This is a genomic window from Jiangella alkaliphila (genome assembly GCF_900105925.1).
Lineage (GTDB): Bacteria > Actinomycetota > Actinomycetes > Jiangellales > Jiangellaceae > Jiangella > Jiangella alkaliphila.
Map to the genome: position 1 here is coordinate 6,263,926 of NZ_LT629791.1, position 23,419 is coordinate 6,287,344.

Genomic DNA, 23,419 nt, shown 5'->3' on the forward strand with positions numbered 1-23,419 from the left:
GGTGGCCACGGTGGGGGGTTGTGGGCGCTCGATGATCCACCGCAGCAGCCCGGCCGACCAGGCCCTCTTTGGCTTGACCGCCAGACGAAAGAGACCGTGTTCCCAACCACAGGGAGCCGACACTGGATCACGGGGGGCCGGCGATCGCTTGCCGGTCGGCCGCGTCCGACAACTCCAAGACTGCCCCGCACACCCACCCCTCCGCAGCGGGCGCCGCCGGCCGATTCAGATCGAACTCCCTTGCCGGTCGTCGGCAGTCTCACCGGAGTTTCTTTCATCAAGACTTTCATGCTTTACAATGTGTGCATGGAGCGGCGGCCGTTGACGGATCGGGTGGCAGCCATCGGCGCGCTCGACGATCCGACCCGTCGGGAACTGTTCGACTACGTGTCCCGCCGTGACGCACCGGTCAGTCGCAACGAGGCCGCCCAGGCGCTGGGCCTAACGCGCCAGACGGCCGTATTCCACCTCGACCGGCTGGTCGATGAGGGCCTGCTGACGGTCCAGTTCAAGCGCCTCAACGGCCGGACGGGGCCAGGCTCGGGACGACCCTCCAAGCTGTACACCCGAACGGCTGAGGAGGTCGCGGTCACGGTCCCCGAACGTCGCTACGACTTCGCCGCTCAGCTCCTTCTGACAGCGATCGAGGAGTCGACCCGCACCGGTGGCCCGGCAGCGGAGACACTGCTGCGGGTGGCGCGTGAAACCGGACGTGCCCTGGGCTCCGACGCCAGATCGCTGGAGCAGGTGCTCGAGGACCACGGATACGAACCCCGGCCCGACGCTGACGGCGCGATCACGCTCGGCAACTGCCCATTTCATCGACTGGCACGGCAACACACCGACACCGTCTGCCACCTGAACCTCGAGTTGCTCAGTGGCGCCGCGGAGGGCTCGAACGACAAACGGCACACCCTGGTTCTCGACCCCGGGACCGGGCGATGCTGCGTCCGGGCTCTGCGACGCCAACCATGACCCACGCCCACACGGAGCTACGGTTCTGAACGCACTTACGCCGCCCGACAGCTTTCAGGGTCCGCGTCGGCTCCGGCCGGAAGGAACACCTGATGAGCAAGCTCCAACGCCTGTACGCCGAGTTCGGCCAAAGTCCCTGGCTGGACAACTTGACCCGCCGCTACCTGCACGACGGCACCCTGTCTCGCATGGTCGCCGAGGGGATCCGCGGAGTCATCGCCAACCCGACGATCTTCGCCAAGGCCATCGAGGCCACGCCCGACTACGACGACCAGTTCTCCTCACGGTGACCAGGTCGGCCAGCTCGCCGTTCACGCGGTCCACCAGCGAGGTGCGCAGAAGCAGCCACCGCACCTCGTCCGGCTGCCGATCCATCATCTCGGCCAGCAGGTACTCGGCGACGGTGCGGTCGGTGTAGCCGTGGTGTAGTCGCCGTGGCAGGTGATGAGCCGCAGCTCGACGTGACCGGCGATGACCGTCGGCCCGGCCAACGGCGGCGCCCGACGCCGACGCCGGTGCGGGAGACGCCTCCGACGACGTCGCCTGCCCACCGCGCGGCGGCGGTGCCGCGGTCTCGGTCGTCATCATGCACCGCTCCCAGCGGATCGGCCGGGACGGCCTGATGACGCGCGGTCGCCGGTAGTCTCGGTGCTGTGCCCGAGTCGGAGGTTTTCGTCCGTCTGCTGGGCGGCCCGGTCGAGGTGCTCCAGGGCACGGAGCGCGTCGCGTTGGCCCGCCGCCCGGCCGCGGTGCTGGCCGCGCTCGCGTTGCGGTTGAACGTGCCGGTGTCCTACGGCGTGATCGCGGAGTTGTTGTGGTCGCCCGACGAGTTGCCGGCCAGCCCGCGCCGGGCGATCCAGACCTACGCCTCCCGGCTGCGGGAGGTGATCGGGCGCGACGCGGTCGTCGCCCATGGGGACGGGTTGCGGCTGCAACTGGACCCGGACCGGGTCGACCTGTACCGGTTCCGCCGCCTCGTCGACACCGACACCGACTCGCCACGCGAGGAACTCGACGCGTTGAGCCAGGCTCTCGATTTGTGGACCGGGGCCCCGCTGTCCGGGCTGGGCGTGGACCAGCTCGCCGAGGTCGAACGGCCGGCGCTGCTCGACGAGATCCTCAACGTCGCCGAACGACGCAACGAACTGCGGCTGCGCCTGGGCGACCTCGACGAGGCGTTCATCGCGTCGCTGCGCCGCCTCACCGCGGAGCATCCGTGGCGCGAACGCACCTGGTGCCACCTGATGCTGGCGCTGTACCGCACCGGCCGCCAAGGCGAGGCACTGTCCACGTTCACCGACCTGGTCGGTGTGCTGCGCGACGGCCTGGGCATCGACCCCGGCGCCGACGCCACCCAGCTGCACCAGCGGATGCTCGCCACCGACCCCCACCTCCTCGAACCAGCGGCACCGGCCGCTCCCCCGGCGGCCACGGCCGAGCCGCCCGCGCAGCTCCCGGCCGGGTCGCCCGCGTTCGTCGGCCGCCGCCGCGAACTGGCCGAGCTGGCGGCGCTGCTGGACCGCCCCGCCGACCGGGTCCGCGTCGCCGTCGTGTCCGGACCCGCCGGCGTCGGCAAGACCACCACCGTGATCGAGGCCGCCCACCGCGCCCGCGCCCGCTTCCCCGACGGGCAGCTCTACACCGCCGGCAGCAACAGCGGCACCGGCGTGCCGGCCCGCGACCTGCTCGGCACCTTCCTGCGCGACCTCGGCACCACGAGCGCGGACATCCCCGCCTCACTGGCCGACCGCGCCGCCCTGTTCCGCTCCCTCTGCGCCAGACGGCGGCTGCTGATCGTCCTCGACGACGCCCACTCCGCCGACCAGATCACCGACCTACTGCCCGGCGCCGGCGACTGCGCCGTGCTGGTCACCAGCCGCCGCCGCATCGCCGTCCCGGCCAACCTCACCCTCGACCTCGACACCATCACCACCGCCGAATCACACGAACTACTCGCCACCCTGGCAGGCGCCGCCCGACTGGCCGCCGAACCCGACGCCACCGCCGCCATCATCCACGCCTGCGCCGGCTCCCCGCTGGCGCTGCACATCATCGGCGGACGCCTCGCCACCCGCCCGGCCTGGCCGCTCGCGCACCTGCGTGACCGGCTCACCGGACCCGGCCGGCTGGCCGAACTGCGCCTGGACGGCCACTCCGTCCAAGCCGTCCTCGACGCCACCACCAGCACCCTCGACCCCACCGACGCCACCCGCTTCCACACCCTCGCCACCCTCCCCGTCAACCTCGTCGACGTCGAAACCGCCGCCGCGCTGTGGGAGATCGGCCGCCCCGACGCCCGCGACCTGCTCGAACACCTCAGCGACATCCGCCTACTCGAACCAGCCGTACCCGGCTGCTACAGCTGGCACGACCTCATCGGCAGCTACCTCCGCGACCAGCCCGGCCCAGCCGACCACGCCGCCCGGCGGCGGATGCTGCGCCAAGCGATCGCCTCGATCACCAACGCCCGCGATCGGCTCCGCCCCGGCGACCGCCCACACCAGCCGATCGTCGCCGCCATCACCGCCGAGGCCGACGGCGTCGTCTTCACCGAGCGCGGCGACGTGCACGCCTGGCTGCACCCCCGGTTGCCGCTGATCCTCACGCTGGCCCGCGACGCCCTGACCTCTCCGGACGAGGACCAGGCGGTCGAGGCGGCCGCGTTGACGCCCACCCTCGACGCCGTCCTCATCGAGTGCTGCGGCACACGCAATAGCGTCGAGGAACTGCTCCGTGCCGTCACCGGCACGCCGCTGCCGCCGGCCGCCGCACACTTCGTCGCCGCGTCGTGGCAGAACCTCGCCACCGTGCAATCCCAGCGTGGCCAGTTCATGGAGGCACAGGCGGCTGCCCAGCGGGCGATCGCGCTCTGGCGGCAGCTCGGCGACCGGTTCGGCGAGGGGGCCATGCTGAACAACCTCGCCGTCCTGCACGAGCGGATGGGCGACTACGCCACGGCGGTCCAGGTCGCCCGCCGCTGCGTCGCGGCCGTCGAGGCGCAGCCGGTCGCCCTGCGGATCCGCTGCCAGCTCACCTTCGCCCAAGTCCTCGCCCGGCAAGGCGATCTCGACGAGGCACGGGACGCGCTGGCGGTGGCGCGGGCGGTGCACCTGCCCGAACCCGGCTCCCTCGACGCGCACATGCTCCGGACGGCCGAAACCTACCTCCAGCTCGGCGGCGACCGGCCGGCCGACGCGATCCTCGCGGCCCAGAAGGCGATCGCGGCGGCCCGGGAGATGCGCTCCGACCAGCTGACCGGGCAATCGACCGTCCTGCTCGCCCGGGCTCGCCGGCTGGCCGGGCAAGACAGCCAGGACACCGCCGCCGCAGCGCTTCAGCTCCTGCTCGGCCTGCCCGACGTCCAGGCGACCTGCGAGGCGCTGATCGAGCTCGCCCACGCCCACCACGCCCGCGGCGACCTCCACAGCGCCGACGCCTGCGCCGCGGAAGCGGCCCGCCTCGCCGACCAGGCCGGACTCGACGGCACCCCCTGGGCCGACGCACTGCTCGCACAGTTCGCCACCACACCGCAGCCATGAACCCGGCGGGCCGCGCCCCGGACACATCGCGACAAGGGGTCTTGCGGACGGCGGGGATCGAAGACGTTCCTGGACAACCGGGCCGACGGTCTGGTGCTGATCCCATCCGGCGAGGCGGTGCCGTCGGCGGGCGAGCTGGCCGAGTCGGGCACTGGACGTGCAGAGAGCGGAGCATGTCCGCGAGGCCGCTTCTCGCGGCCATGGTCGCGGTGCTGCCGGAAAACGTGACGGATCGCCGAGGCCGGTCGCGACGGCCGGCCGCAGCGGCGATCTCCAGCGCTCCCGTGGCGGCCTATGCGGTCGTCTCCTCCTGGATTGAGGACTTCCGCGCCGATGTCGAGGCGGTCCGCGCGAGCGGCAAGCCGGCGCTGATCCTGCACGGCACGGCCGACAACATCCTTCCCATCGACGCCACGGCCCGCCGCTTCCGTCAGGCCCTGCCCGAGGCGCACTACGTGGAGATCGAAGGCGCCCCGCACGGGCTGCTCTGGACACACGCCGACGAGGTCAACACCGCACTACGCACCCTTCCTCGCCTCGATTCACGACTAACCGGCACAGCCGTCGGCCAGCGATGCACGTACAGCAGCGCTCGGCTCGGGCGCCACGCATCCAGCACGAAAGGAGGCTCCACATGACCGAGACGGCCCCGAGCAATGACGGCGGCAGTTCGATGAGAGGCGGTGGCGTGAAGCCCCGGACGATCGAGCAGATCGAAAACGGCCTAATCGTCGTGTTCGCAATGACGGGGACGATCGTCATCGCCCCCAGCCTGTGGTGGTTCCCTTTGGCCGCCTTCCTCGTGTTCGTTTGTCGCAACTCGGCGGCTTCCCCACCGCCGGAGCGGTCTGGTACAACGCCATCCACACCCACGCCTGGCCCGCAGTTCTTGGCGTGATCGCGCTGGCGACCAGCACGTCCTCGCCGACGCTGTCGAAGTGGCTCACTCTCGTCGCCTTCGCGTGTGCCCTGCACGTCGGAGTCGATCGGATGCTCGGCTACGGACTGAAACTGCCGGACGCATTCGCGCACACCCACATGGGCTGGATCTGGAAGGACCGCGACAAAGGCCGGGGACGATCGGCGTCGTGTGAGTCCTGATCGCCGCCCGACCTACGACTACGCGCGACCCGAACCCTTCGAAGCCGCAACGCACAAGTGAAAGGCGAGACCACCATGACCGTACGACTGCTCAAACCCGAAGGCCATGTCACGATCCCCCTCGACCACCATGTGGCGATCGCGACCGGAAACACCCAGGTCTACCTGGCGGGCCAGGTCTCCTGGGACGAGACCCGGCCAGCTGGTCGCGGACACCCTCGCCGGTCAGGTCGCCAAGATCTACCGCAACGTCGCGAAGGGACTGGCCGCGGCAGGGGGCGACGTTCCACGACGTCGTCCGGTTCACCTGGTACATCGCGAACTGGGAGCGCATCATGTACGACGACTTCCTCGCCAGCGTGGAGCAGGCCTCGCGCGAGTTCGACCTGCCGCGACCGCCCCTCGCGGCGATCGGCGTCGACATTCTCTTCGAGGAGGGGAATCCTCGTCGAAGCAGGTCACCGCCGTCGTCGACAGGACGGATCTGCTCCCGGTCGAGAACCGGCCATCTCTGTCAGCCTAGTGAGTTGAACGGGGCGAGAACGGCAGGCCGCTGCTCGTCGCGACAATGTCGGCCCTCAGTCAGCCCGTGACCGGGCCGAGCGTGAGGCCCCACATGCCGTGACCGCCCGCGGCGAAGCCCCGTCGCGAGCGGATCGGGCCGACAGCGTGATCTGCTTGGACCGAACGTCAAGTGCCGACGTCCTTACGTTGGAGCTGTTCGAAACCGGCAGGTGGAACGGCGTAGGTGCTTGGGCCCATGCTCCATGGCTCGCGCCCGTGTACGTCGGGGAGCCAATCAGACCCGTGCCGACGACCGCGCGGCGCGACATCAGCGCAGGTCATCGGCCAGCGCGGCGGCGGGCCACGCGAGTCAGCATCCGGCGCTCACGAGGACCACAACGGCGGCCGTGATCCACCCCGGCCCGAACTCGCTCACCCCGCCACTGAGGTTTCGCTGAACGGTCAGTGCGGCGTCGACGACGGGATCGGCCGGGTCGCCGCCCGCGAGCACCCGCAGCTCGTAGGCGACGTAGGCGCCGGCGACGATCAGCAGCGCCCCGCTCGCCCGCGACACGTACGGCGGCACCGACAGGGCCTGGCGCCACCCGACCGGGAGCGGGCTCGCCGGGGGATCAACCGGCGAGCGCCTCCGGGTCAGACCACAGGCACGCCTTCATCCCGCGGCGCGGCGGTGCCGGGTGGTCCAAGGGGGCCGTGCTCACCCCGCCGACAGAGTTTCCGTTCATCCGGCGAGGGCAAGCTTCGTAACCGAAGAGATGTCGATCAGCATCTGGCCGGGGACGTCCCCGAGCTATCCGGCCCGCGGCCCGGATTCAAGGGGTTGCCGCATAGCGGGCAGCGGCACCATGGGACCCCCGATACGCTTGCCCCGCGGACGGGTTCCACAGCTCCCCGGTGCGGGCGAGCCCCTCTTTACAGCGCGGAGAAAGGCAGCCGACGACTCCGGGGAGTGGACGTGGAACCGGGACGAACGATTGAAGAACCGAAGCTCACGATCGACCTTGTGCCGCGCCGATTCTGGCGGTCCAGCTTGGCGCGCGCGCTACCCCCGGTGCAGTGGGCGGACTGCCGGGCGTGGGCGTTCGACCAGGCCGACGAGCGGTGCACGGTGTGCGGGAGCGTCACCGGGTTACAGTGCGATGAGGTGTGGTCGTTCGAGGAGTGGGTCGAGGGCCCCATGCGGGTCCTGACCGGGTTGCGCGCCCTGTGTTACCCCTGCCACGCGGTCAAGCATTTCGGCCGCACCCTTCACCGCGGTGACGCCGACGCCGCGGTGAAGCACCTGATGCGGGTCAACGGCTGGTCACGCCGGGAGGTCCACGTGCACATCTCCGCCGCGTTCGCCGTGTTCGACCAGCGCAACCAGGTCAGCTGGGCCGGGACCGACCTGACCTGGCTGCGCGACACCCTCGGCATCGACGCCACACTCTCATGACGGCGGCTGCGCCCAAACTAGCCAAGAGCCCTCGCGCCGCCCGCGGAGATCGATTTGACACACCCGTCCCACACCATGAACCTGACGACGTGACCACGACGGACGGCTCGGACGCGGAGCACCGGCCGTGGCTGGTCATCACGCCGGTCGTCGAGCGGGCGATCCTGGTCGCGCTGGTCCAGCGGCACGGCGGCACCGTGACCCTATCGACCGACGAGCTGTCGGCCACGACCGACGTGACGTGGGCGCTGGAAGGCTTCCGCTCACCGGAGAACCCAGGGCAGGTCCACGTCCGGCTGCGTAGGCTGGAGTGAAGGCGCGGTTCAACGCGGTCGCGGCAACGCCGCCCGCGCCACCGCATGCTGGCTGCCGATCCAACCAGACCTCACGCCACACGGGCTGCGCCACAGCCACAAGACGCTGATGGTGGAGCACCGCGTACCTGAGATCCTGTCCCACGAACGTCTCGGACATCAGCTCGAAGGAATCGGCGGGGTCTACTCCCACATCACCGCCACCATGCGCGACGACCTCTTGGACCTTCTGACCAGCGAGTGGAACGCTGCGCTGGCCGCACGCTACGCGATGCACCCGACTTCACCGGTGACTGCGCTCAACGAGCTCCTACAAGACCAGGCCGGGCGTACACCGTCAGGCCGCAAGACGTTGAGCCGGCGACAACCCGAGAGGCTCAGATCGCGACGGCCAGCTCTCGATCGGGGTGCCGAGCGAACCGAGGTCTACCGGACGAGTATGCCCATCGAGTCGCGACCAAGTACCGAGCCACCGGCGTTGTGAACGACAAGCCCGCCACGAGCCCTCAGAAGAACGCTCCGGTCATGAGGGACCGTCACCGCGGCAGCCTCCCGTGCATCACCGGTGGTTGCAGGCCCGGGCCCGAACGAGTCCCTCCGCCACCGGCCCCGATCAACACCTGGATGGCGCCCAGGAGCGCCACCGTGAGCAAAAGCGACCAGAGCAGCCGCTGCACCGTGACCTCGTTGCCCCAGAGCAGGACGATGGATCCCAGCACGCCGACGGCGACCCGCAGCCACTGGGCATTGGCCCTGACCCAGCTGCCGGCTTCGCCGGCCGGCCCGGTGGCCTGGGCGGCGCCAGCGTCTTCCAGTCCATCGGACAGTCTGGCGCGAACCTCGAACATGTTCACCGCCGACCACGGCGAGTTCACCGGCGCCCAACGGCTCAACGACAAGGGCCGGCGATGTACCTGGACATCTACCGGATCCCGGGCATCGTCCGGCGGAGCCGGCGCGGCGCGACGCGACGCGACGCGACGCGACGCGACGCGACGAGTTCTGCACGCTGCTGGACTTCACCGCCACCATGCTCGACCTCGCCGGCGCGTCCACCGAGCACTGCCGCGGACGCAGCCTCGTCCTGCTCGCCGCGGCGAGCAGGTGCCGGACTGGCCGCATCAGGTGCTCTGCGAGTTGCACAGGCACCACTTCCCCTACGCCCAGCGCATGCTGCGCACCGAACGCTACAAGATCGTCGCCAACCCCGAAGGCACCGACGAGCTCTACGACCTGCGCACCGACGCACACGAGCTGCACAACGTCATCGCGGTGCCCGGTTACGCCGCCGTCGCACGCACCCTGCGCCGGCTGCTCTACGCCGAGCTCGTCCGCCGCGGCGACCGGTTCTCCCAGTGGCTGGCGTTCATGGGCGACATACCCGACGGTGACCGCGTCCGTCCAGAAACCGCCGTCGAACAGCACGTCGACTGACGACCCGGGACTGAGGGCGTCGCGCGCAGCACAACCGCCCGCGACGCCCCGGCCCGCGGAGGTCAGCCGGTGAGGTCCACCCGCTCGCCGGTGTGGTCGACCACGCTGACGGAGGCCCCTGACGTCGAGGTCCACCGGGTCACCGGAGTGAAGTGCCCGGCGTCCAGGTCGGCCCGGGTCAGGACATGGTTGGCGAACGTGCACGTGTAGGACGCTCGTGCCGCGAGATTGCGGAACCGGCAGTTGACGGCGTCGACGGCCGGGTCGAGGTTGCGCAGGTTACCGGTCGGCAGGACGGTGGTCGTGGCGTCGCTGAGGTTGGTGACCTGGTAGTGGAACCGAAGCACGTCGCCGACCTGGTAGCCGTCGGTCTGCGGGTTCTGCAGTTCCCCGCCGGAGACGGTGATGCGCCCGTCGACGTCATCCGGACCCTTCGGGACGGTGATCGTGATGGTGCCACGGCCCGTCCGGCCGGCGCGGTCGCTGTTCGTCACCGGCACTGGGTAGGTACCGCCAGCGGCCTCCGCCGGGACGGTCACGTTCGCCGTGAGCGTGGCAGTGCGGCCGGGGACGAGCGTCACCGGCAGGGCGCCGCTTACCTCGGCGGCCCAGCCGGCCGGCACGGCCAGTTCGGCACCGGTGATCCGGGTGGCGGTGAAGCCCTGGGCCTCGACCGCGATGTCCACGGTCGCGGTGGTCCCCTTCTCGACGGTGGCGTCCGGCGCCGCCACGCCGAGGCACAGACCCTCGAGCCACGCCAGGTTGAACTCGGCGAGGCGGATGCCGGAGCCGGGCTCGTAGAGCAGGCCGACGTTGCCGTTCGGCAGGGTGGCGAGCGTGGAGTAACTCATGCTGCCGGTCCGGAACACCCGTGCCACCGGCCACGTCTCGCCGTCGTCGCAGCTCATCCGCACCGTCCCGATGTTGCGGGCCGACGTGGAGGCGGCGTTGGAGAACAGCAGCACCTTCGCCCGGGCCGAGCCCGCGGGCGCGTTGGGGAAGGCGCGGACGATCGAGGCGTTGTTCGCGGGGTCGGGCAGTTCCCGGTCGATGCTCACCTCGCCGTAGGTGACGCCGCCGTCAGTGGAGATGGCCACCTTGCGGTAGCCGGACCCGTGCGAGTCGCGGGAGTTGAGCATGACCCGGCCGTCGGAGAGCTCCACGGTCTTGTTCTCGTCCATGCCGACGCCGACCGGCTCGCCCGCCTGCCGGCCCCTCTGGCTGAACCTCAACGGCGAGTGGCAGTTCGAGATCGACCCGGGCGACTCCGGGCTCGACCGTGGCCTGCTCGACCGGGACCTCGGCTCCCGCATCCTGGTGCCGTTCGCGCCGGAGTCGGCGGCGTCGGGCGTCGGCGACGTCGACCTCCTGCACGCCGTCTGGTACCGGCGCACCGTCCAACTCCCCGGGGACTGGGCCGGCCACGACGTGCTGCTGCGCTTCGGCGCCGTCGACCACGACGCCACGGTCTGGGTGAACGGCGTCGAGGTCGCCCGGCACCGAGGTGGCTTCAGCTCGTTCACGGCCGATCTGCGCGGCGTGGCCACGCCGGGCCAGGAGGTCACGATCGTCGTCCGCGCACGCGACACCCCGCGGGAACCGCAGGCTCGCGGCAAGCAGGCGCTCAAGTACCACAACACCGACTGCCACTACACCCGGACGACCGGCATCTGGCAGACCGTCTGGCTGGAGGCGGCGCCACGCGACCGGATCGTGAACCTGCACGTCACGCCGAACCTCGCCGACGCGACGTTCGCGGTCGTCGCCCGCCTCACCGGGTCACCCGCCGGCCACCGGGTCCGGGCGGTGCTGTCCGACGGCGACGGTGCGGTGGCGGCGGCCGACGTGCCGGCGACGGACCTCGCGCCGCTTCTCGTCCTCGCGATCCCCGAGGACCGGGTGCGCGCGTGGAGCCCGCAGGACCCGCACCTCTACGACCTCGTCGTGGAGATCACCGGCCCGGACGGCGTCGTGGACCGGGTGGAGTCGTACGCCGGCCTGCGGTCGGTGTCGGTGTCGGGCCGGCGACCTCCTGCTCAACGGCCGCCGGATCTTCCAGCGGCTCGTCCTCGACCAAGCCTACTGGCCGGACACGCTGATGACCTCCCCCAGCGACGCCGCCCTCGTCCGCGACATCGAACTAGCGCTCGCCGCCGGCTTCAACGGCGCCCGGCTGCACCAGAAGGTCTTCGAGGAGCGGTTCTACTACCATGCCGACCGGCTCGGCTACCTGGTCTGGGGCGAGTTCGGCGACTGGGGCGTGTCCGGCCTCGGCCCGGACGGCGACCACCAGCAGCCGACCGCGTCGTTCCTCACCCAGTGGCTGGAGGTGCTCGAGCGCGACCGCAACCATCCGTCGATCGTCGGCTGGTGCCCGCTGAACGAGACGCACCAGGTCATCACCGACCACATCACCCAACTCGACGACGTCACGCACGGCATGTACCTGGCGACCAAGCTCGCCGACCCGACACGGCCGGTGCTCGACGCGTCCGGCTACTCCCACCGGGTGCCCGGCGCGGACGTCTACGACTCGCACGACTACGAGCAGGACCCGCAGCGGTTCCGCCGTCAGCAGGCCGGCCTGGCCGAGGGCGCGCCGTTCACCAACACCGCCGACGGACGGCCGATCTCCGTCGCCTAGGCCGGCCAGCCCTACTTCGTGTCAGAGTACGGCGGCATCTGGTGGAACGCGGACCTGGCGGCGAAGGGCGCCGCGCAGGACGACCCCGAGCGGGCCGAGTCCTGGGGATACGGCCAGCGGGTGGCCTCCGAGGAGGAGTGGCATGCCCGCTTCGCGGGACTGACCGACGTCCTGCTCGACGACCACCTGATGTTCGGGTACTGCTACACCCAGCTCACCGACACCTTCCAGGAAGAGAACGGCATCTACCTGTTCGACCGGACCCCCAAGTTCGACGTCGCCAGGATCCGCGCCGTCCAGCAGCGGCCCGCCGCCTACGAGCGCCGCTGAAGGTTCCACAGGAGGCCGGTCCGGACCATCGCCGCTGGCCGCGTCATGCGTCGGCGAGCAGGTCGATCGACGTCTTCCCGTCACCTAGACGCTCGTCGATGATGTCGTGCCAGCGCTTGTGCCGGGACAGGTCAGCGACCTGCGCTGCGCAGATGCGGCACACGCCGGGGATCACCTTCTGTTTGGCCATGCTGGGGACCGTCTCATGCGTCGTCGTCGCCGAGTATCCACTGCGCCACCAAGGTCAGATGGAGTGCATCAGCGGTCGGCTCAGTCGTCGCTTCGGGAGCCTCGGCGCGGACCTCATTCGCTTCAGTCATAGGCGAACGCTAGCCCTCGTCGTCGTGCTCGGCTAGGTAGCCTTCCAGCGCCGTCATGATGAGCGCGCTCATCGGCAACCGGCGCGCCTTCGCGTAGCGCTCGGCGCGCTGCCACAGCTCGACGTCATCCTCGCGGATGTAGACGGATCTCTGCGTCCCATTCGTTGTCGTCGCGACCTGTCCGCTGGCCTACGGCTCCGGTCTGACGGCTCGTGACGTCGCGTTGGCGGCGCTCGACTTCGAGCGCGTCGACGACTGGCATAACGCCGGGAACGGCGCCGCGCGGTGCACGGTGGGTTCGCCGATGACGGCGGCGCTCGCGTGGTCTGCCGACGACGAATGCGGCATCAGGTGGTGCGACGAACGTTCCAGCCACCGCGGGCAGCACCGGCGCTATGTCGGCTCGACGACGGTGCGCGGCACGCGTGAGCACGACGTCACGGTCACCGTGATGCACGTCGGCTGGTCGACCGCTGACCGGCATGTCGAGGTCGTGGTCGCCGACGACGGCCACGCGGTGACGCTGCGGCCGACGTCGGCCGATCTCAACACGCTCGGCAAGCTGCTCGGGCTGGCACGGTGACGGCGTGTTCGCCGCGACGAGACGGGGAATGATCGCGATGTTCGTCACCGGGACCAGTCGAGGGGCGTCGAGGGGATTCGCATTGAATCCGATCGACTAGGGAGGTAATTCAGGTGATCAACAGCAAATCGGACCGCGCCGACCAGGTGAAATGGGTCAGCCTCGTCATCGGCGTCGTGTTCCTCATCGGCGGAATCTCGATGGGCTCGCCGATCCCCGTCGCCATCGCGATTTTCGCGTTCATCGTGTTCGCCTTCGCGCACATTCAGGGAGGCCGCCCGTGATAACCGTCGGCGACTTGATCGATCGGCTCGACGAATTCAACGCCGATTCGTTCGTCGCGCTGGCCGTCCTGGTCGGCGGCACGGCGCATGAATGCGTCGTCGGCGAGATCGTGCAAAAGGGCGAGGGCGTTCACGTCGAGGTCGGCGAACAGGTGCGCGAGCTGCCCGGCGAGGTCGCGGCGGCGCTCGGGTGGCGAGACGCATGACGACCGGCCAACAAAGGCCCCGGCGCGCCACCGAAGACCCTGATTCGCTGGCCCGAGCGGCACGGATCATCCGCGCGGCATTCGCTCGAAACGGGCTCACGTTCGCCGACCTCGAACGGCAGGCCAGAACGGAGACCGACGATGGCGAAGGTTGACGTCGAGACGATGCGGCAGATGCTCGACGACCTACAACAGCTCGGCGTGATCATGAGCTACGAGCGGCGCCTGCTCGGCATGTGGGTGCTCGTGCTCGGCAACGGCACCGTGCTACGGCCGGACACGAAGGAGACCGCGATGTGGGTCATGGGCGCGATGGCGGGCGTCGCCGCGACGGCCGAACGGATGACGCCGACGGTCCAGGCTCAGAGCGTGGCACCGACATTCACACGCGCCGAGGTCGAGGCGGCGTTGAACAACAGCGCCAACGTCGAGAAATGGCACAGGGTGGAGGCGTATTTCCGGGTCACATTCCGGCCGGTGGTGCTGGTAAGTCGACAGGTCATGGCCGCTCTTGAAGCGATCGACAAGAAATGACGGCCTATCAGACGCCCCGGCTCACGGTCGATCTCGTGCCCCGGCAGTTCTGGCGGTCGAGCCTGGCGGAACAGATGCCCGCCGACCAGTGGCAGGAATGCCGAGGGTGGACGTTCAAGCGCGACGAATTCCGGTGCCGGGCCTGCGGATCTGAGAGCGACCTGGAGTGCGATGAAATCTGGTCCTACGACGGCAACGTGCGGCGCCTGGACGGCTTGCAGGCGTTGTGTTCGCCGTGCCACGCCGTCAAGCATCTCGGCCGCACGGTCCATCGCGGCGACCCGGACGCCGCGATGCGTCATCTGATGAGGGTCAACGACTGGTCGCGGGCCGAGGCCGTGCGTCACCGTGACGAAGCGCTCGTTCTGTTCAAGGAGCGCAACCGGGTCGAGTTCGTGTCGACCGACACGTCCTGGCTCCTGGCCTGGCTCGGTATCGAGTTCCACGTGTAGGCCCATGCCGAAGGAAGATGATCAAGATGGGCGTAACCCTTGTCGCCGTTCTGGCGGCTTTCACCGTGGCGGGATGCTCGGAGCAGATCGGCGGGGAACAGGCCACCACGCCGCCGCAGACGGCCGCTGAGCCGACGCCCAGCGTTGCCGAGACACCCCCTGCCCGCCGGAACCAGAGCCCGAGCCCGAGTACAACACGTTCGATGGTCCCGGCTTCACCTACGACGACGACCTGAACGTCACTCTCGGTGGGTTGGAAGAGTTCGTCCCGACCGAGTTCGCCGCCTTCGAAGAGGCGCCTGCGTATGTGCGGTTCACCGTCACCATCACGAACGGGACTGGCCAGCCGTTCGATCCAAGTACAACCTTCGTCACCGTGTCGTCTGGCGGCGCGGAGGCGAGCGCCGTTTTCGACGAGGGCCTTGAAGGGGCGCCGCTGACTCCGGTGCTGCCCGGCGAGTCGGTCAGTTGGATGGAGGGCTTCGCCGTCACCGATCCCGCCGACCTGGTGTGTCAGGTCACCCCGTCGTTCGACCACTTGGGGGAGTTGTTCGTCGGCGGGCTGTGACCCCCTAGACGCCGAGCACCCGGTTCGCCGCTTCCCCCGTCGGTGCCGGGTGCTCGGTCTCGTTCTCGGCCGTGGGAGCCGCTGGGCGGCTCGTGGGCGGCCCCGTTGGCGTCAGCCGGACGTCGGCACCGGGCGAGCCGTCGCGGCGCCGCATAAGTCGGCCCCCGCAACCGGATCGTCAGCGGTTGCCGGGGCCGTGCATGCCGTGCGCGGTACGCAGCCATTCGCCACACGCACGGACCCCGCCCCTGGGTCGTCGCCGGGGCGGGAGTTCTGACGTGATGCTCGGCCCCGGCAGCCCGGAGTCAAGGGGGTTGCCGGGGCCGAGCCGCGCGAGCAGACGGGATCAAGACTCGCGCGGTTCCCGCCGCGTGAACGCCGGTTACGCGGCGGGAAGTCTCCTGGCCAGGATGGCAGCTGACGAGCACGAGGGGAGCGGTTGCGCCGCTCGGCACGCGCGGCGGCGCACGGCGGCGTTGAGGCCGCCCTGCTCGACGTCGCCGGTGAACTCGGCGAAGCTCAGGCCGGCCTGGCCGGCGAAGCGCCGGTACGCGTCGGGCGACGACGCGGTGCGACGTGCGGTTTCGATGTTCATCGGGTGATCATCTCCTTGACGCGGCCGACCAGGGTGTAGGCGTCGCAGCTATCGGCGTAGAGCGGCGCGACGCGGTCGTGGATCTCCTTCGGCGCGTCGCGCTCGAACTGCCGCCCGGCTTCGACGGCGGCCTCGCGGGCGTGCTCGCGAAGCCTCGGGTTGTCCGGCTCCCCGCCTCGCGCGGCGGCAGGGCGCGGCGTTTTCCGGTCAACGTGTGGTGATCGAGAAGATCAAGCTGGCCGAGAACGGTTCCGGCGAACGTCGTCGCGTGGCTCTACGTGGCCCGTGGCGCGCGCACACCCACCTGACGGCCGGCTTCGAGATGGCCGCGGCCGTGCGACCGACCTGCTGGAGCGGCTGCTGCCGGAGCGCGCGGCCAAACCGCTGGAACCTGAGCTGCGGGGGTCCGAGCCGGTGACGGTGCGGCTCAGCCAGTGGTGACCGTGACCGGCGCGGAGCTCTCACGGACGTGCAGCCGGAACGGCACCCGGCGCTGCTCAGCGGGCCGGCCCTCGGCCGCGTCGGCCTGCACCTCGAGGAGGTCGAGCGAGGAGCGAGCGATGTCGGCGTTGGCCGGCCCGACCGAGGTGAGCGACGGCACCGACGTGCGGGCCTCGTCGATGTCGTCGAACCCGACGACGGCGATGTCGTCGGGAATGCGCAGCCCGAACCGGAGGACGGCGCGCATGGCGCCCAGCGCCGAGGAGTCGTTCATGGCGAACAGACCGTCGAAGCGCGACCGGCCGGTGTCCAGGTGGCGTGCGACGGCCGCCTCGCCCTCGAGGCGCGCCCAGCTTGAGTCGATGAACAGCCCCTCGTCCACCGACACCCCCGTACGCCGCGTGCGCGTCGGCGTAGCCCTGCCGCCGCAGCTCGGCCGTCCGAGGCGGCCCGTACCCGGTACCCAGCAGCGCTATGCGGCACCGCCCGCCGGCCAGCAGGTGCGCAACGGCCTCGCGCGCCGCTTCGCGGTTGTCGGCGCCGACGTGATCGATCTGGCTGTGCAACTCACGGTCGCCTACCAGCACGAGCGGGTAGTCGGGGTGGCGGATCGTCACGTCCTTCGCCGTCAGCGCCACCGCGCTGATGATGACGCCGTCAGTGAGCAGCTCTCCCCCGCGCAGGATGCCCAACTCGACGTCGCGGTCGCCCTCCGTGGTCTCGACCAGCACCTTCAGCCTGCGGCGGCGGGCCTCAGCCACCACCGCGGCCGCGAGGTCGGCGAAGTACCGCTCGTGCAAGCTCGGCACCGCCAGCGTGACGGTGGACGTGCGGCCGCGACGCAGCCGCTGCGCGATCGGGTTCGGCCGATTGTTGAGCGCCGCGATGCTCGCCTGAACCCGCTTGCGGGTCGCCGGTGCCACATGCGCGTAGCCGTTGACGACGTTGGACACCGTCCGCTGCGACACCCCGGCATGACGCGCCACGTCATGCATGCTCACCGCCATGCCACGCGCCTCCGTTCCTCACCGAACATTACCAATGGCAAGGAGCCCGCCAGACGCATTTCCACCGTCCTTCACCCCGGGCGACTCGGACGCATCCACCCGCACACTGGACTGGCTCGGTTGCCGCATCGCGTCGGCCGGCGCTCGATCGTGGCGCCCGAAGAGACGAGATTCATCGGATGAATACATCGACGATCAGGTGGCGCTCGATCTCCGGCGTCATGCCCATGTCGCGGCTGACGCTGGCGGCGTCGATGGTGAATCCGTCGACACCGTGGTCGAGCGAGTCTTGGCCGTCGTAGGGAGCGAGGATCTCCACCACGCGGAAGCCCTGGCGGTACAGCGTGTCGAGTTGCGCGGTGATCTCCGGAAACGTCACCCCCTTCACAGCCCGGGTAAAACTGACGGTTGCCCTGTAACTTCTGCCACCACTGATGAGGGACGCGGTCCGGGGAACCATGGCCGGAGGCCGGCGAGCTGGACGGCGCGGCCGTCGCCGCCCCCGGCGACGTGCCGACAGCGGCGGTCGCTGCCGCCACGAGAGCGGCGACCAAGGTCAGACGGAGTCGCGCGCCAACGCGTGTGCTCATGAGCGGCTCCTGTCACTCGTACGAATCGGACGTGCGTTCTCGTACAAGCCGGCTCTGCTGCCTGCGCGCCCGCGTCAGGGAATGGAGATCGCGGCCGGATCCGCGAGCGCGGCGTCCACCTCATCGTGCGTGGGGAGCGCCGCCCGAGCGCCCGGCGCGCGGGTGGCCAGGGCTCCGACGACAGCGGCCCGGCGGATCGCCTCAGGGAGTTGCAGCCCCTGGGCGAGGCCGACAGCCGCCGCGCCGGTGAACGCGTCGCCGGCGCCGGTGGTGTCGACGGCGTCGACTGGGAAGGCGGGTTGGTGCCAAGTCCGTTCGCCGATATGGACGGTGGCGCCGGACTTCCCGCGGGTGACGGCGACGGCTCCGACGCCGATCCCGAGCAGCTCGCCGGCGTCGCCTGCGAGCGCGCGCAGCTCGTGTTCGTTGGGGGTGAGCAGGTCGATCATGGCCAGCAGGTCCGCCGAGACGGTCCGGGCCGGCGCCGGGTTGACGACGACCGGCCAGCCGCGCTCCCGCGCGATCCGGGCGGCCGCGAGCACCGCGGCCTCGGGGATCTCGAACCCGGTGACGAGGACCGCGTGCGGCTCGTCGATCCGCCGGAGTGCCTGCACGACGTGCGACGGCGTCAGGTCGCCGTTCGCGCCACTGGCGACGGCGATGCTGTTCTCGGCGGTGGCGTCGACGAGGATCGAGGCGACGCCGGTCGGGCCGCTCGACGTGCCTAGTCCGCTCGTGTCGACGCCGGCGCGGGCCAGATCGGCGCGGGCGCTCCGCCCGAACTCGTCGTCGCCCACCAGCCCGACCAAGTAGGTGCGCGCGCCGAGCCGTGCGGCGGTCGCAGCCTGATTGCTGCCCTTGCCGCCGGCGTGCCGGGCGAACCGGCCGCCGATCACCGTCTCCCCCGGCGTGGGCAGACGGTCGACGGAGACGACGAGGTCGACGTTGACGGAACCGACGACGATCACCACCGGCGCCGACGGCCGGCTCTCGCCCGTCATCCGGTCATCCCGGATGACGAGTAGCCGTCGATGAATCGGCGCTGGAGCAGCAAGAACAGGACCAGCACCGGGATCACCATGATCATGCCGCCGGCGCTGACGAGGGTGTAGTCGCGCGTGTAACCGGCCTGGAACGAGAAGAACGACGTCGACACCGGCATCTTGTCGCTGCTCTGGATGAAGGTCACCGCGAGCAGGAACTCGTTGTAGGCGGACAGTCCGGCGACCAGCGCGGCCGTCAGGAAGCCCGGCCAGGCCAGGGGCATGATCACCTTGGTGAGCACTCGGATGCTGCCCGCCCCGTCGAGCCGGGCGGCCTCCTCGTACTCGCGCGGCACGCCGACCATGAACGAGCGGATGAGCAGCGTGGCGAACGGACTGTAGATCGCCCAGTAGATGATGACCAGGCCGAACAGGTTGTCGTACAGGCCGAGGTTGGTCCACATGAAGAACAGCGGCACGAGGAACAGCTGGATCGGCAGCGCCGAGGTGACCAGCAGATAGATGATGAAGAAGTTGCTGCCGGGCACGCGCAGCCGGCCCAGGGCGTAGGCGGCGCACCCGGCGATGACGCAGACGCCGAGCGCGGTCGCGGCCACGATCAGCACGCTGTTGCGCAGTCCGACCCCCATGTTCGCCTGCTGCCAAGCGTCGACGAAGTTGCCCCACTGCGGATTCGCGGGCAGTCCGAGCGGATCGCCGGCCAGCTCCGACTGGGTCTTCAGGGCGTTGAACCCGAAGATGAGCATGGGGCCGATGGCGAAGATCGCGAGGAGCAGCAGGACGACGTAGACCGCGTACCGGCCGGGCGTCAGTCGCTTCCTCGCCGGCGGTGGCGCGGCGGCGGGCGCCGCGGGTTGCGCTCGCTGGACCAGAACGCTCATATCTCCCACCCCCGGCGCCGCAGGAGCAGGAAGCCGGAGACGGCGGTCAGGCTGACGAGCGCCATGACGATGCCGACGGACGCGGCGTACCCCGCCTCGAAATTGGCGAACGCGTTGCGGTAGAGCAGGGTGCCGAGCACGTCGGTCGAGCCGGCGGGGCCGCCCTGCGTCAGGATGTAGATGTAGTCGAAGATCAGGAACGACCAGATGACGGTCATCAGCGCCAGGAACATCAGCGTCGGCCTGATCCCCGGCAGGGTGACGTGCCAGAACTCGCGCCACGCGTTGGCGCCGTCGAGCCGGGCCGCCTCGTAGAGCGCGGGGTTCACCGACTGCATGGAGGCGAGGAAGATCACCACAAGGAAGCCCCACCACTGCCAGTTGTTGACGAAGGCGACGGCACCCAAGGCGAGATCCTGGTCGCCGAGGAAGTTGACGCCGTCGAGCCAGGGAATCCCGAGTTTGGCGAGCCCGCTGCCGAGTCCCTGGTCCGGGTTGAGCAGGGACTGCCAGATCGCCCCCGACACCACCGTCGCGACGACGTACGGGATGAAGTACGCGACCCGGAACAGGATCTGGAAGCGGCGGATCCGGGACAGCAGGAACGCCCCGAACAGCCCCATCGCCATCGGCACCGTCAGGAAGAACGCCGTCCAGAGCACGTTGTGCTCCAGGGCGGCGTGGAACTCCGGGTCGGCGAACAGCCGCCGGTAGTTGTCCAGCCCGACGAAGTCGGCCGACCCGAGCCCGGTCCAGTTGGTGAAGGAGTACCAGACCGACAACGCGCCGGGCACCGCGATCACGAGGAGGTTCACCAGGAGCAGCGGCGCCATGAACCCCAGACCCACCGCGGCCCGGCGAACCCGGGCCCGCCGGCGGGGGCCGGCCGCAGGAGACCGGTACGGCTGCGGCCGGGCGGCATGGGTGGCGGCCATGGCGTCACGTTCCCGTCGGAGCCGGCACCGGCGGCGTCTGGCCCGTCGCCAGCTCCTCTTGGAACACCGCGTCGAGGCCGGCGCAGAAGTCCTCCGGGCTGACCTGGCCGACCAGCACCTTGTCCATCTCCTCGTAGACGTAGGTGTCGGTCTTCGCCGGCAGGAACGTCCACGTCGTGTAGCCGACGTACCCGCTCTCGCTCAGCAGCAGGTACAGCCGCTTCATCCGCTCGTCGATGTCGGCCGGGAAGTCGCTCTCGGCCGCGACGACCGGGGCGGGTGGCAGGCCCGTCGCGGCGAGTGCTTCGAGTTGACGCTGCGGGTTGGTGACGAGGAAGTTGAGGTAGTCGGCCGCGGCGTCCGGGTCCGCGCAGTCCTTGTTGATGGAGTAGGCGCCACCCACCGAGAGCGGCAGCACCCCGGCCGGGACCCCGGTGTTCGTCGACGGCAGCGGCGCCCAGTCCCACTCCGCGTCGTTGCCGGCCGCCTCGCCGAAGTACGGTCCGATCTCCGAGAACGTCCACGACCCGCTGACGATCATCGCCACCTCGCCGGCGGCGAGCATCGCGTAGAGGTCGGTGAAGTTGTTGGTGAAGTAGCGGTCCGTGCTGCCGCCGAACCAGCCGTCGTCGAACCAGCCCTTCAGCAGGGTGACCGCGTCGACGACGACCGCGTCGGTCCACGGCCGCTCGCCGGTGAACACCTCGTACACCGCCTGTGGCCCGGCGAACGTGTTCAACATCCAGGTGACGTGCCACTCCGTGGCGGGCTTCCACTCGGCGTTGCCGGCGCCGACCGGCATGATCCCCTTGTCGGCCGCGTCCTGGCAGATCGCCTCGAACTCGGCCCTGGTGGTCGGCGGTGTCCAGCCGTTCGCACTGAACGTGGCCGGGTTGTAGAAGACCGCCATCGTCTCGTGGTTGGCCGGCACCGAGTAGAGCGCGCCCTCGACCCGGCCCGCGTCCAGCGCCCAGGGCTGCAGTGACTGCGACCAGCCGAAGGAGTCCGCGTACTCGTCCATGGACAACAGGTTGCCGTTGCCGACGTACGCGACGGCCTGCGCGGGACCGAAGGTGGCGATGATGTCGGGGCCGCTCCCCGATGCCACCGCGGTCTGCGTCAACCGGTCGATCGTCTCGATCTGCTTGACCGACATCTCGACCGTCGCGCCGGACGTGGTCTCGTTGTAGGCGTCGACGAAGCTCTGCTGGAAGTAGCGTTCGACGTCCTCGGTCGGGAACGCCCCCCAGAACTCGATCTGGTCGTCACCTGCGGTGCCGGAGCCGGAACCGCAGGAGCTCACGAACATGGCTCCGAGGGCGGAGCCGCCGGTCACCTGCAGAAACCGCCGGCGGGAGAGATGTGCAGACACGGGAAACCTCCGAATCAGGTGTCGGTGTTGCCGGGACCGGTGCCGGGTCGGGTGGTGCGAGCGAGCCGGACGGTCCGGTCGGCGAGGTCGGAGAGACTGGAGCGGTCGAAACCGCGGATCGCGCTGCGCGCGGTGTCGTTCAGCGGCTCCACCCAGTGCGACGGAAGGCCTTGCGCGCCGCAGATGACTCCCGCGACGCTGCCTGCGGTCGCACCGTTGGAGTCGGTGTCCCAGCCTCCTTGGACGGTGAGGCCGATGGTGGCGGTGAAGTCGCCGTCACCCCAGAGCAGCCCTGCCGCCACGACGGCCGCGTTGTTGATGGTGTGGACCCACGAGTAGTGGCCGTACCGGCTCTCGATCGCGGCTCGGGCGTCGTCCCAGCTGGCACGGCCGGAGTGCTGGTCGAGCACGAACCGGATTGCCTCGGCCAGCCGGCTGCCGGGCGGAATGCAGGTCAGGGACGTCTCGACCGCCTGCCGTGCGTGACCGGCGAACGCGGCGGCGACCAGGGCCGCCGACCACATCGCGCCGTATACGCCGTTGGCGGTGTGCGACAGGGTCGCGTCGCGGTAGGCCAGCTCCGCGGCCGCCCGGGGATCGCCCGGGTTGACGTAGCCGTAGATGTCGGCGCGGATCTGGGCGCCGATCCATTCCCGGTACGGGTTGTCGGCCGTTCCCGCCGCGGCCGGGTCCAGGCCGAGTACCAGGTTGCGATACGTGACCCGCTCGGCCGTGTAGGTCTGGGTGTACGGGAGCCGGTCGAGCCACTCGGCGGCGACGTCGGCGCTGGTGAAGCCGAAGCCGTACTCCTCGAGGATGTGCAGGCCGAGCATCGTGTAGTCGAGGTCGTCGTCGCGTGCGCTCTCGACGACCCGGCCACGGGTCGTGAACGGCCAGTTCTCGCGGAGTTCGAAGCCGTCGGGCATCGGGTCGAGCACGGGGACGAAGTCGTTCAGCGGGTAGGCGTCCGCGAGCGTCAGGTAGCGGCGCAGGTGCTCCGACGTCCAGTGGTCGCCGTTCTCGACCGGCTTGCCGAGCACGCAGCCGGCGCACCGGCCGAGCCAGCCGCCCAGGACGCGGTCGGCCAGCTCGTCGTCACCGATCGGCGCGACGGCCGGCGCCGCCGGCAGGGTCGCTACGATGGCGGCCAGCTCGTCCGGCTCGTCGTAGGCCCAGCGCCCGTTGCGGGTGGTCGCCGACAAGGCGTCCAGCAGCGCGCGGGCCTCGGCAGGCCTGGCCACCGTCGCGCCGGCGGCGGCCAGGTCGCCGACGTTGTAGCCGCCTTCCTGCCGCTGGAGCAGTTCCCAGTGCAGCAGTTCGACCGGGTCGTGGGGGTTGAGCACAGGTGTC

27 protein-coding genes and 4 pseudogenes are annotated in these 23,419 nt (G+C 70.2%); 17 read left to right on the plus strand and 14 right to left on the minus strand.

All coding sequences use genetic code 11. The features are described 5' to 3' along the window. Positions 1-306: 306 nt before the first annotated feature. From BLV05_RS28900 to BLV05_RS28925, 6 genes and pseudogenes are all read left to right on the plus strand, one after another. A complete protein-coding gene (locus BLV05_RS28900) occupies positions 307-975 on the plus strand; it encodes a helix-turn-helix transcriptional regulator (protein ID WP_152690906.1) in 669 nt (222 codons plus the stop codon). 92 nt (positions 976-1,067) lie between these two features. After that, a complete protein-coding gene (locus BLV05_RS28905; protein WP_046770715.1) occupies positions 1,068-1,265 on the plus strand; it encodes a transaldolase family protein in 198 nt (65 codons plus the stop codon). Positions 1,266-1,628: 363 nt separating this feature from the next. Next, positions 1,629-4,514, plus strand: coding sequence for an AfsR/SARP family transcriptional regulator (locus BLV05_RS28915; RefSeq protein WP_083421422.1), 2,886 nt, complete (start codon positions 1,629-1,631; stop codon positions 4,512-4,514). A gap of 266 nt (positions 4,515-4,780) precedes the next feature. Further along, positions 4,781-5,152: pseudogene (locus tag BLV05_RS37270) on the plus strand (alpha/beta fold hydrolase); the annotation flags it as partial. Then, entirely contained in the window at positions 5,149-5,412 is a 264-nt protein-coding gene (locus BLV05_RS37895; protein ID WP_231948901.1) for a hypothetical protein, read from the plus strand. The pseudogene BLV05_RS37270 and the gene BLV05_RS37895, both read left to right, overlap by 4 nt. Beyond that, positions 5,409-5,615 (plus strand): DUF4260 family protein, encoded by a 207-nt coding sequence (locus BLV05_RS28925; protein WP_407717054.1) that lies wholly within the window; start codon positions 5,409-5,411, stop codon positions 5,613-5,615. Before BLV05_RS37895 ends, BLV05_RS28925 begins: the two co-directional genes overlap by 4 nt. A 514-nt stretch (positions 5,616-6,129) precedes the next feature. On the opposite strand, the pseudogene BLV05_RS38845 reads toward BLV05_RS28925, so the two are convergent. Beyond that, positions 6,130-6,281: pseudogene (locus tag BLV05_RS38845) on the minus strand (amino acid dehydrogenase); the annotation flags it as partial. 208 nt (positions 6,282-6,489) lie between these two features. Further along, entirely contained in the window at positions 6,490-6,705 is a 216-nt protein-coding gene (locus BLV05_RS37275) for a hypothetical protein (RefSeq protein ID WP_046772025.1), read from the minus strand. A 579-nt stretch (positions 6,706-7,284) separates the two neighbouring features. On the opposite strand from BLV05_RS37275, the gene BLV05_RS28940 reads away from it, so the two are divergent. Together BLV05_RS28940 and BLV05_RS28945 are read left to right on the plus strand one after the other, a co-directional pair. Continuing rightward, positions 7,285-7,575 carry a hypothetical protein gene (locus tag BLV05_RS28940; protein WP_152691041.1) on the plus strand — a complete coding sequence of 97 codons (291 nt, stop codon included), beginning with the start codon at positions 7,285-7,287 and terminating at the stop codon, positions 7,573-7,575. 89 nt (positions 7,576-7,664) lie between these two features. Beyond that, positions 7,665-7,889, plus strand: a complete 225-nt coding sequence (locus BLV05_RS28945) for a hypothetical protein (RefSeq protein ID WP_046772024.1) — start codon at positions 7,665-7,667, stop codon at positions 7,887-7,889. 536 nt (positions 7,890-8,425) lie between these two features. Here the strand turns inward: BLV05_RS28945 and BLV05_RS28950 are convergent. Continuing rightward, entirely contained in the window at positions 8,426-8,743 is a 318-nt protein-coding gene (locus BLV05_RS28950; protein ID WP_052763040.1) for a hypothetical protein, read from the minus strand. Between the two features lie 316 nt (positions 8,744-9,059). Between BLV05_RS28950 and BLV05_RS28955 the strand changes: the two genes are divergently transcribed. Beyond that, positions 9,060-9,323: a sulfatase/phosphatase domain-containing protein gene (locus BLV05_RS28955; RefSeq protein WP_152691040.1), complete on the plus strand. Its 264-nt coding sequence runs from the start codon at positions 9,060-9,062 to the stop codon at positions 9,321-9,323. A gap of 62 nt (positions 9,324-9,385) precedes the next feature. Here BLV05_RS28955 and BLV05_RS28960 read toward each other — a convergent pair whose 3' ends face one another. Beyond that, the gene (locus BLV05_RS28960) at positions 9,386-10,504 is read right to left on the minus strand and encodes an NEW3 domain-containing protein (RefSeq protein WP_052763038.1); all 1,119 of its coding nucleotides are present in this window, start codon (positions 10,502-10,504) and stop codon (positions 9,386-9,388) included. Between BLV05_RS28960 and BLV05_RS38850 the strand changes: the two are divergent. Continuing rightward, positions 10,503-12,297, plus strand: a pseudogene (locus tag BLV05_RS38850) (glycoside hydrolase family 2 protein). The gene BLV05_RS28960 and the pseudogene BLV05_RS38850 overlap by 2 nt on opposite strands. A gap of 43 nt (positions 12,298-12,340) precedes the next feature. Here BLV05_RS38850 and BLV05_RS36185 read toward each other — a convergent pair. After that, entirely contained in the window at positions 12,341-12,487 is a 147-nt protein-coding gene (locus BLV05_RS36185) for a hypothetical protein (RefSeq protein WP_157524334.1), read from the minus strand. A gap of 434 nt (positions 12,488-12,921) precedes the next feature. Here BLV05_RS36185 and BLV05_RS28970 point away from each other — a divergent pair, with 434 nt between their 5' ends. The 6 genes from BLV05_RS28970 to BLV05_RS28990 all read left to right on the plus strand — a co-directional run bounded on the left by BLV05_RS28970 (position 12,922) and on the right by BLV05_RS28990 (position 15,244). After that, on the plus strand, positions 12,922-13,200 hold the full coding sequence (locus tag BLV05_RS28970) for a hypothetical protein (RefSeq protein WP_152691039.1): 279 nt from the start codon (positions 12,922-12,924) through the stop codon (positions 13,198-13,200). Between the two features lie 113 nt (positions 13,201-13,313). Continuing rightward, entirely contained in the window at positions 13,314-13,484 is a 171-nt protein-coding gene (locus BLV05_RS36190) for a hypothetical protein (protein ID WP_157524336.1), read from the plus strand. Beyond that, complete coding sequence (locus BLV05_RS28975; RefSeq protein ID WP_046772020.1) at positions 13,481-13,690, plus strand: hypothetical protein; 210 nt, start codon at positions 13,481-13,483, stop codon at positions 13,688-13,690. The genes BLV05_RS36190 and BLV05_RS28975 overlap by 4 nt, the downstream gene beginning before the upstream one ends. Positions 13,691-13,831: 141 nt before the next feature. Continuing rightward, entirely contained in the window at positions 13,832-14,224 is a 393-nt protein-coding gene (locus BLV05_RS28980; RefSeq protein ID WP_046772019.1) for a hypothetical protein, read from the plus strand. Continuing rightward, entirely contained in the window at positions 14,221-14,676 is a 456-nt protein-coding gene (locus BLV05_RS28985) for an HNH endonuclease (protein ID WP_046772018.1), read from the plus strand. The genes BLV05_RS28980 and BLV05_RS28985 overlap by 4 nt, the downstream gene beginning before the upstream one ends. Before the next feature lie 253 nt (positions 14,677-14,929). Continuing rightward, the gene (locus BLV05_RS28990; RefSeq protein WP_046772017.1) at positions 14,930-15,244 is read left to right on the plus strand and encodes a hypothetical protein; all 315 of its coding nucleotides are present in this window, start codon (positions 14,930-14,932) and stop codon (positions 15,242-15,244) included. 382 nt (positions 15,245-15,626) lie between these two features. Here the strand turns inward: BLV05_RS28990 and BLV05_RS28995 are convergent, their stop codons facing one another. Further along, positions 15,627-15,839, minus strand: a complete 213-nt coding sequence (locus BLV05_RS28995) for a hypothetical protein (RefSeq protein ID WP_046772016.1) — start codon at positions 15,837-15,839, stop codon at positions 15,627-15,629. 285 nt (positions 15,840-16,124) lie between these two features. On the opposite strand from BLV05_RS28995, the gene BLV05_RS36195 reads away from it, so the two are divergent. Then, positions 16,125-16,280, plus strand: a complete 156-nt coding sequence (locus BLV05_RS36195) for a hypothetical protein (RefSeq protein ID WP_157524338.1) — start codon at positions 16,125-16,127, stop codon at positions 16,278-16,280. Here the strand turns inward: BLV05_RS36195 and BLV05_RS37295 are convergent. The 8 genes and pseudogenes from BLV05_RS37295 to BLV05_RS29030 form a co-directional block, all read right to left on the minus strand. After that, positions 16,267-16,662, minus strand: coding sequence for a substrate-binding domain-containing protein (locus BLV05_RS37295; RefSeq protein ID WP_197683384.1), 396 nt, complete (start codon positions 16,660-16,662; stop codon positions 16,267-16,269). The genes BLV05_RS36195 and BLV05_RS37295 overlap by 14 nt on opposite strands. A 67-nt stretch (positions 16,663-16,729) precedes the next feature. Continuing rightward, positions 16,730-17,287 (minus strand): annotated as a pseudogene (locus BLV05_RS38855) (LacI family DNA-binding transcriptional regulator); the annotation flags it as partial. 172 nt (positions 17,288-17,459) lie between these two features. Beyond that, positions 17,460-17,666 (minus strand): hypothetical protein, encoded by a 207-nt coding sequence (locus BLV05_RS29005; RefSeq protein WP_157524340.1) that lies wholly within the window; start codon positions 17,664-17,666, stop codon positions 17,460-17,462. Positions 17,667-17,951: 285 nt separating this feature from the next. Beyond that, on the minus strand, positions 17,952-18,878 hold the full coding sequence (locus BLV05_RS29010) for a ribokinase (protein ID WP_046772014.1): 927 nt from the start codon (positions 18,876-18,878) through the stop codon (positions 17,952-17,954). Then, a complete protein-coding gene (locus tag BLV05_RS29015; RefSeq protein WP_052763037.1) occupies positions 18,875-19,762 on the minus strand; it encodes a carbohydrate ABC transporter permease in 888 nt (295 codons plus the stop codon). The genes BLV05_RS29010 and BLV05_RS29015 overlap by 4 nt, the downstream gene beginning before the upstream one ends. Beyond that, a complete protein-coding gene (locus tag BLV05_RS29020) occupies positions 19,759-20,697 on the minus strand; it encodes a carbohydrate ABC transporter permease (protein WP_197683385.1) in 939 nt (312 codons plus the stop codon). Before BLV05_RS29020 ends, BLV05_RS29015 begins: the two co-directional genes overlap by 4 nt. A gap of 4 nt (positions 20,698-20,701) precedes the next feature. Beyond that, positions 20,702-22,006: an ABC transporter substrate-binding protein gene (locus tag BLV05_RS29025; RefSeq protein WP_152691038.1), complete on the minus strand. Its 1,305-nt coding sequence runs from the start codon at positions 22,004-22,006 to the stop codon at positions 20,702-20,704. Positions 22,007-22,083: 77 nt separating this feature from the next. Then, positions 22,084-23,172 (minus strand): ADP-ribosylglycohydrolase family protein, encoded by a 1,089-nt coding sequence (locus BLV05_RS29030; protein WP_046772044.1) that lies wholly within the window; start codon positions 23,170-23,172, stop codon positions 22,084-22,086. Positions 23,173-23,419: the final 247 nt, after the last annotated feature.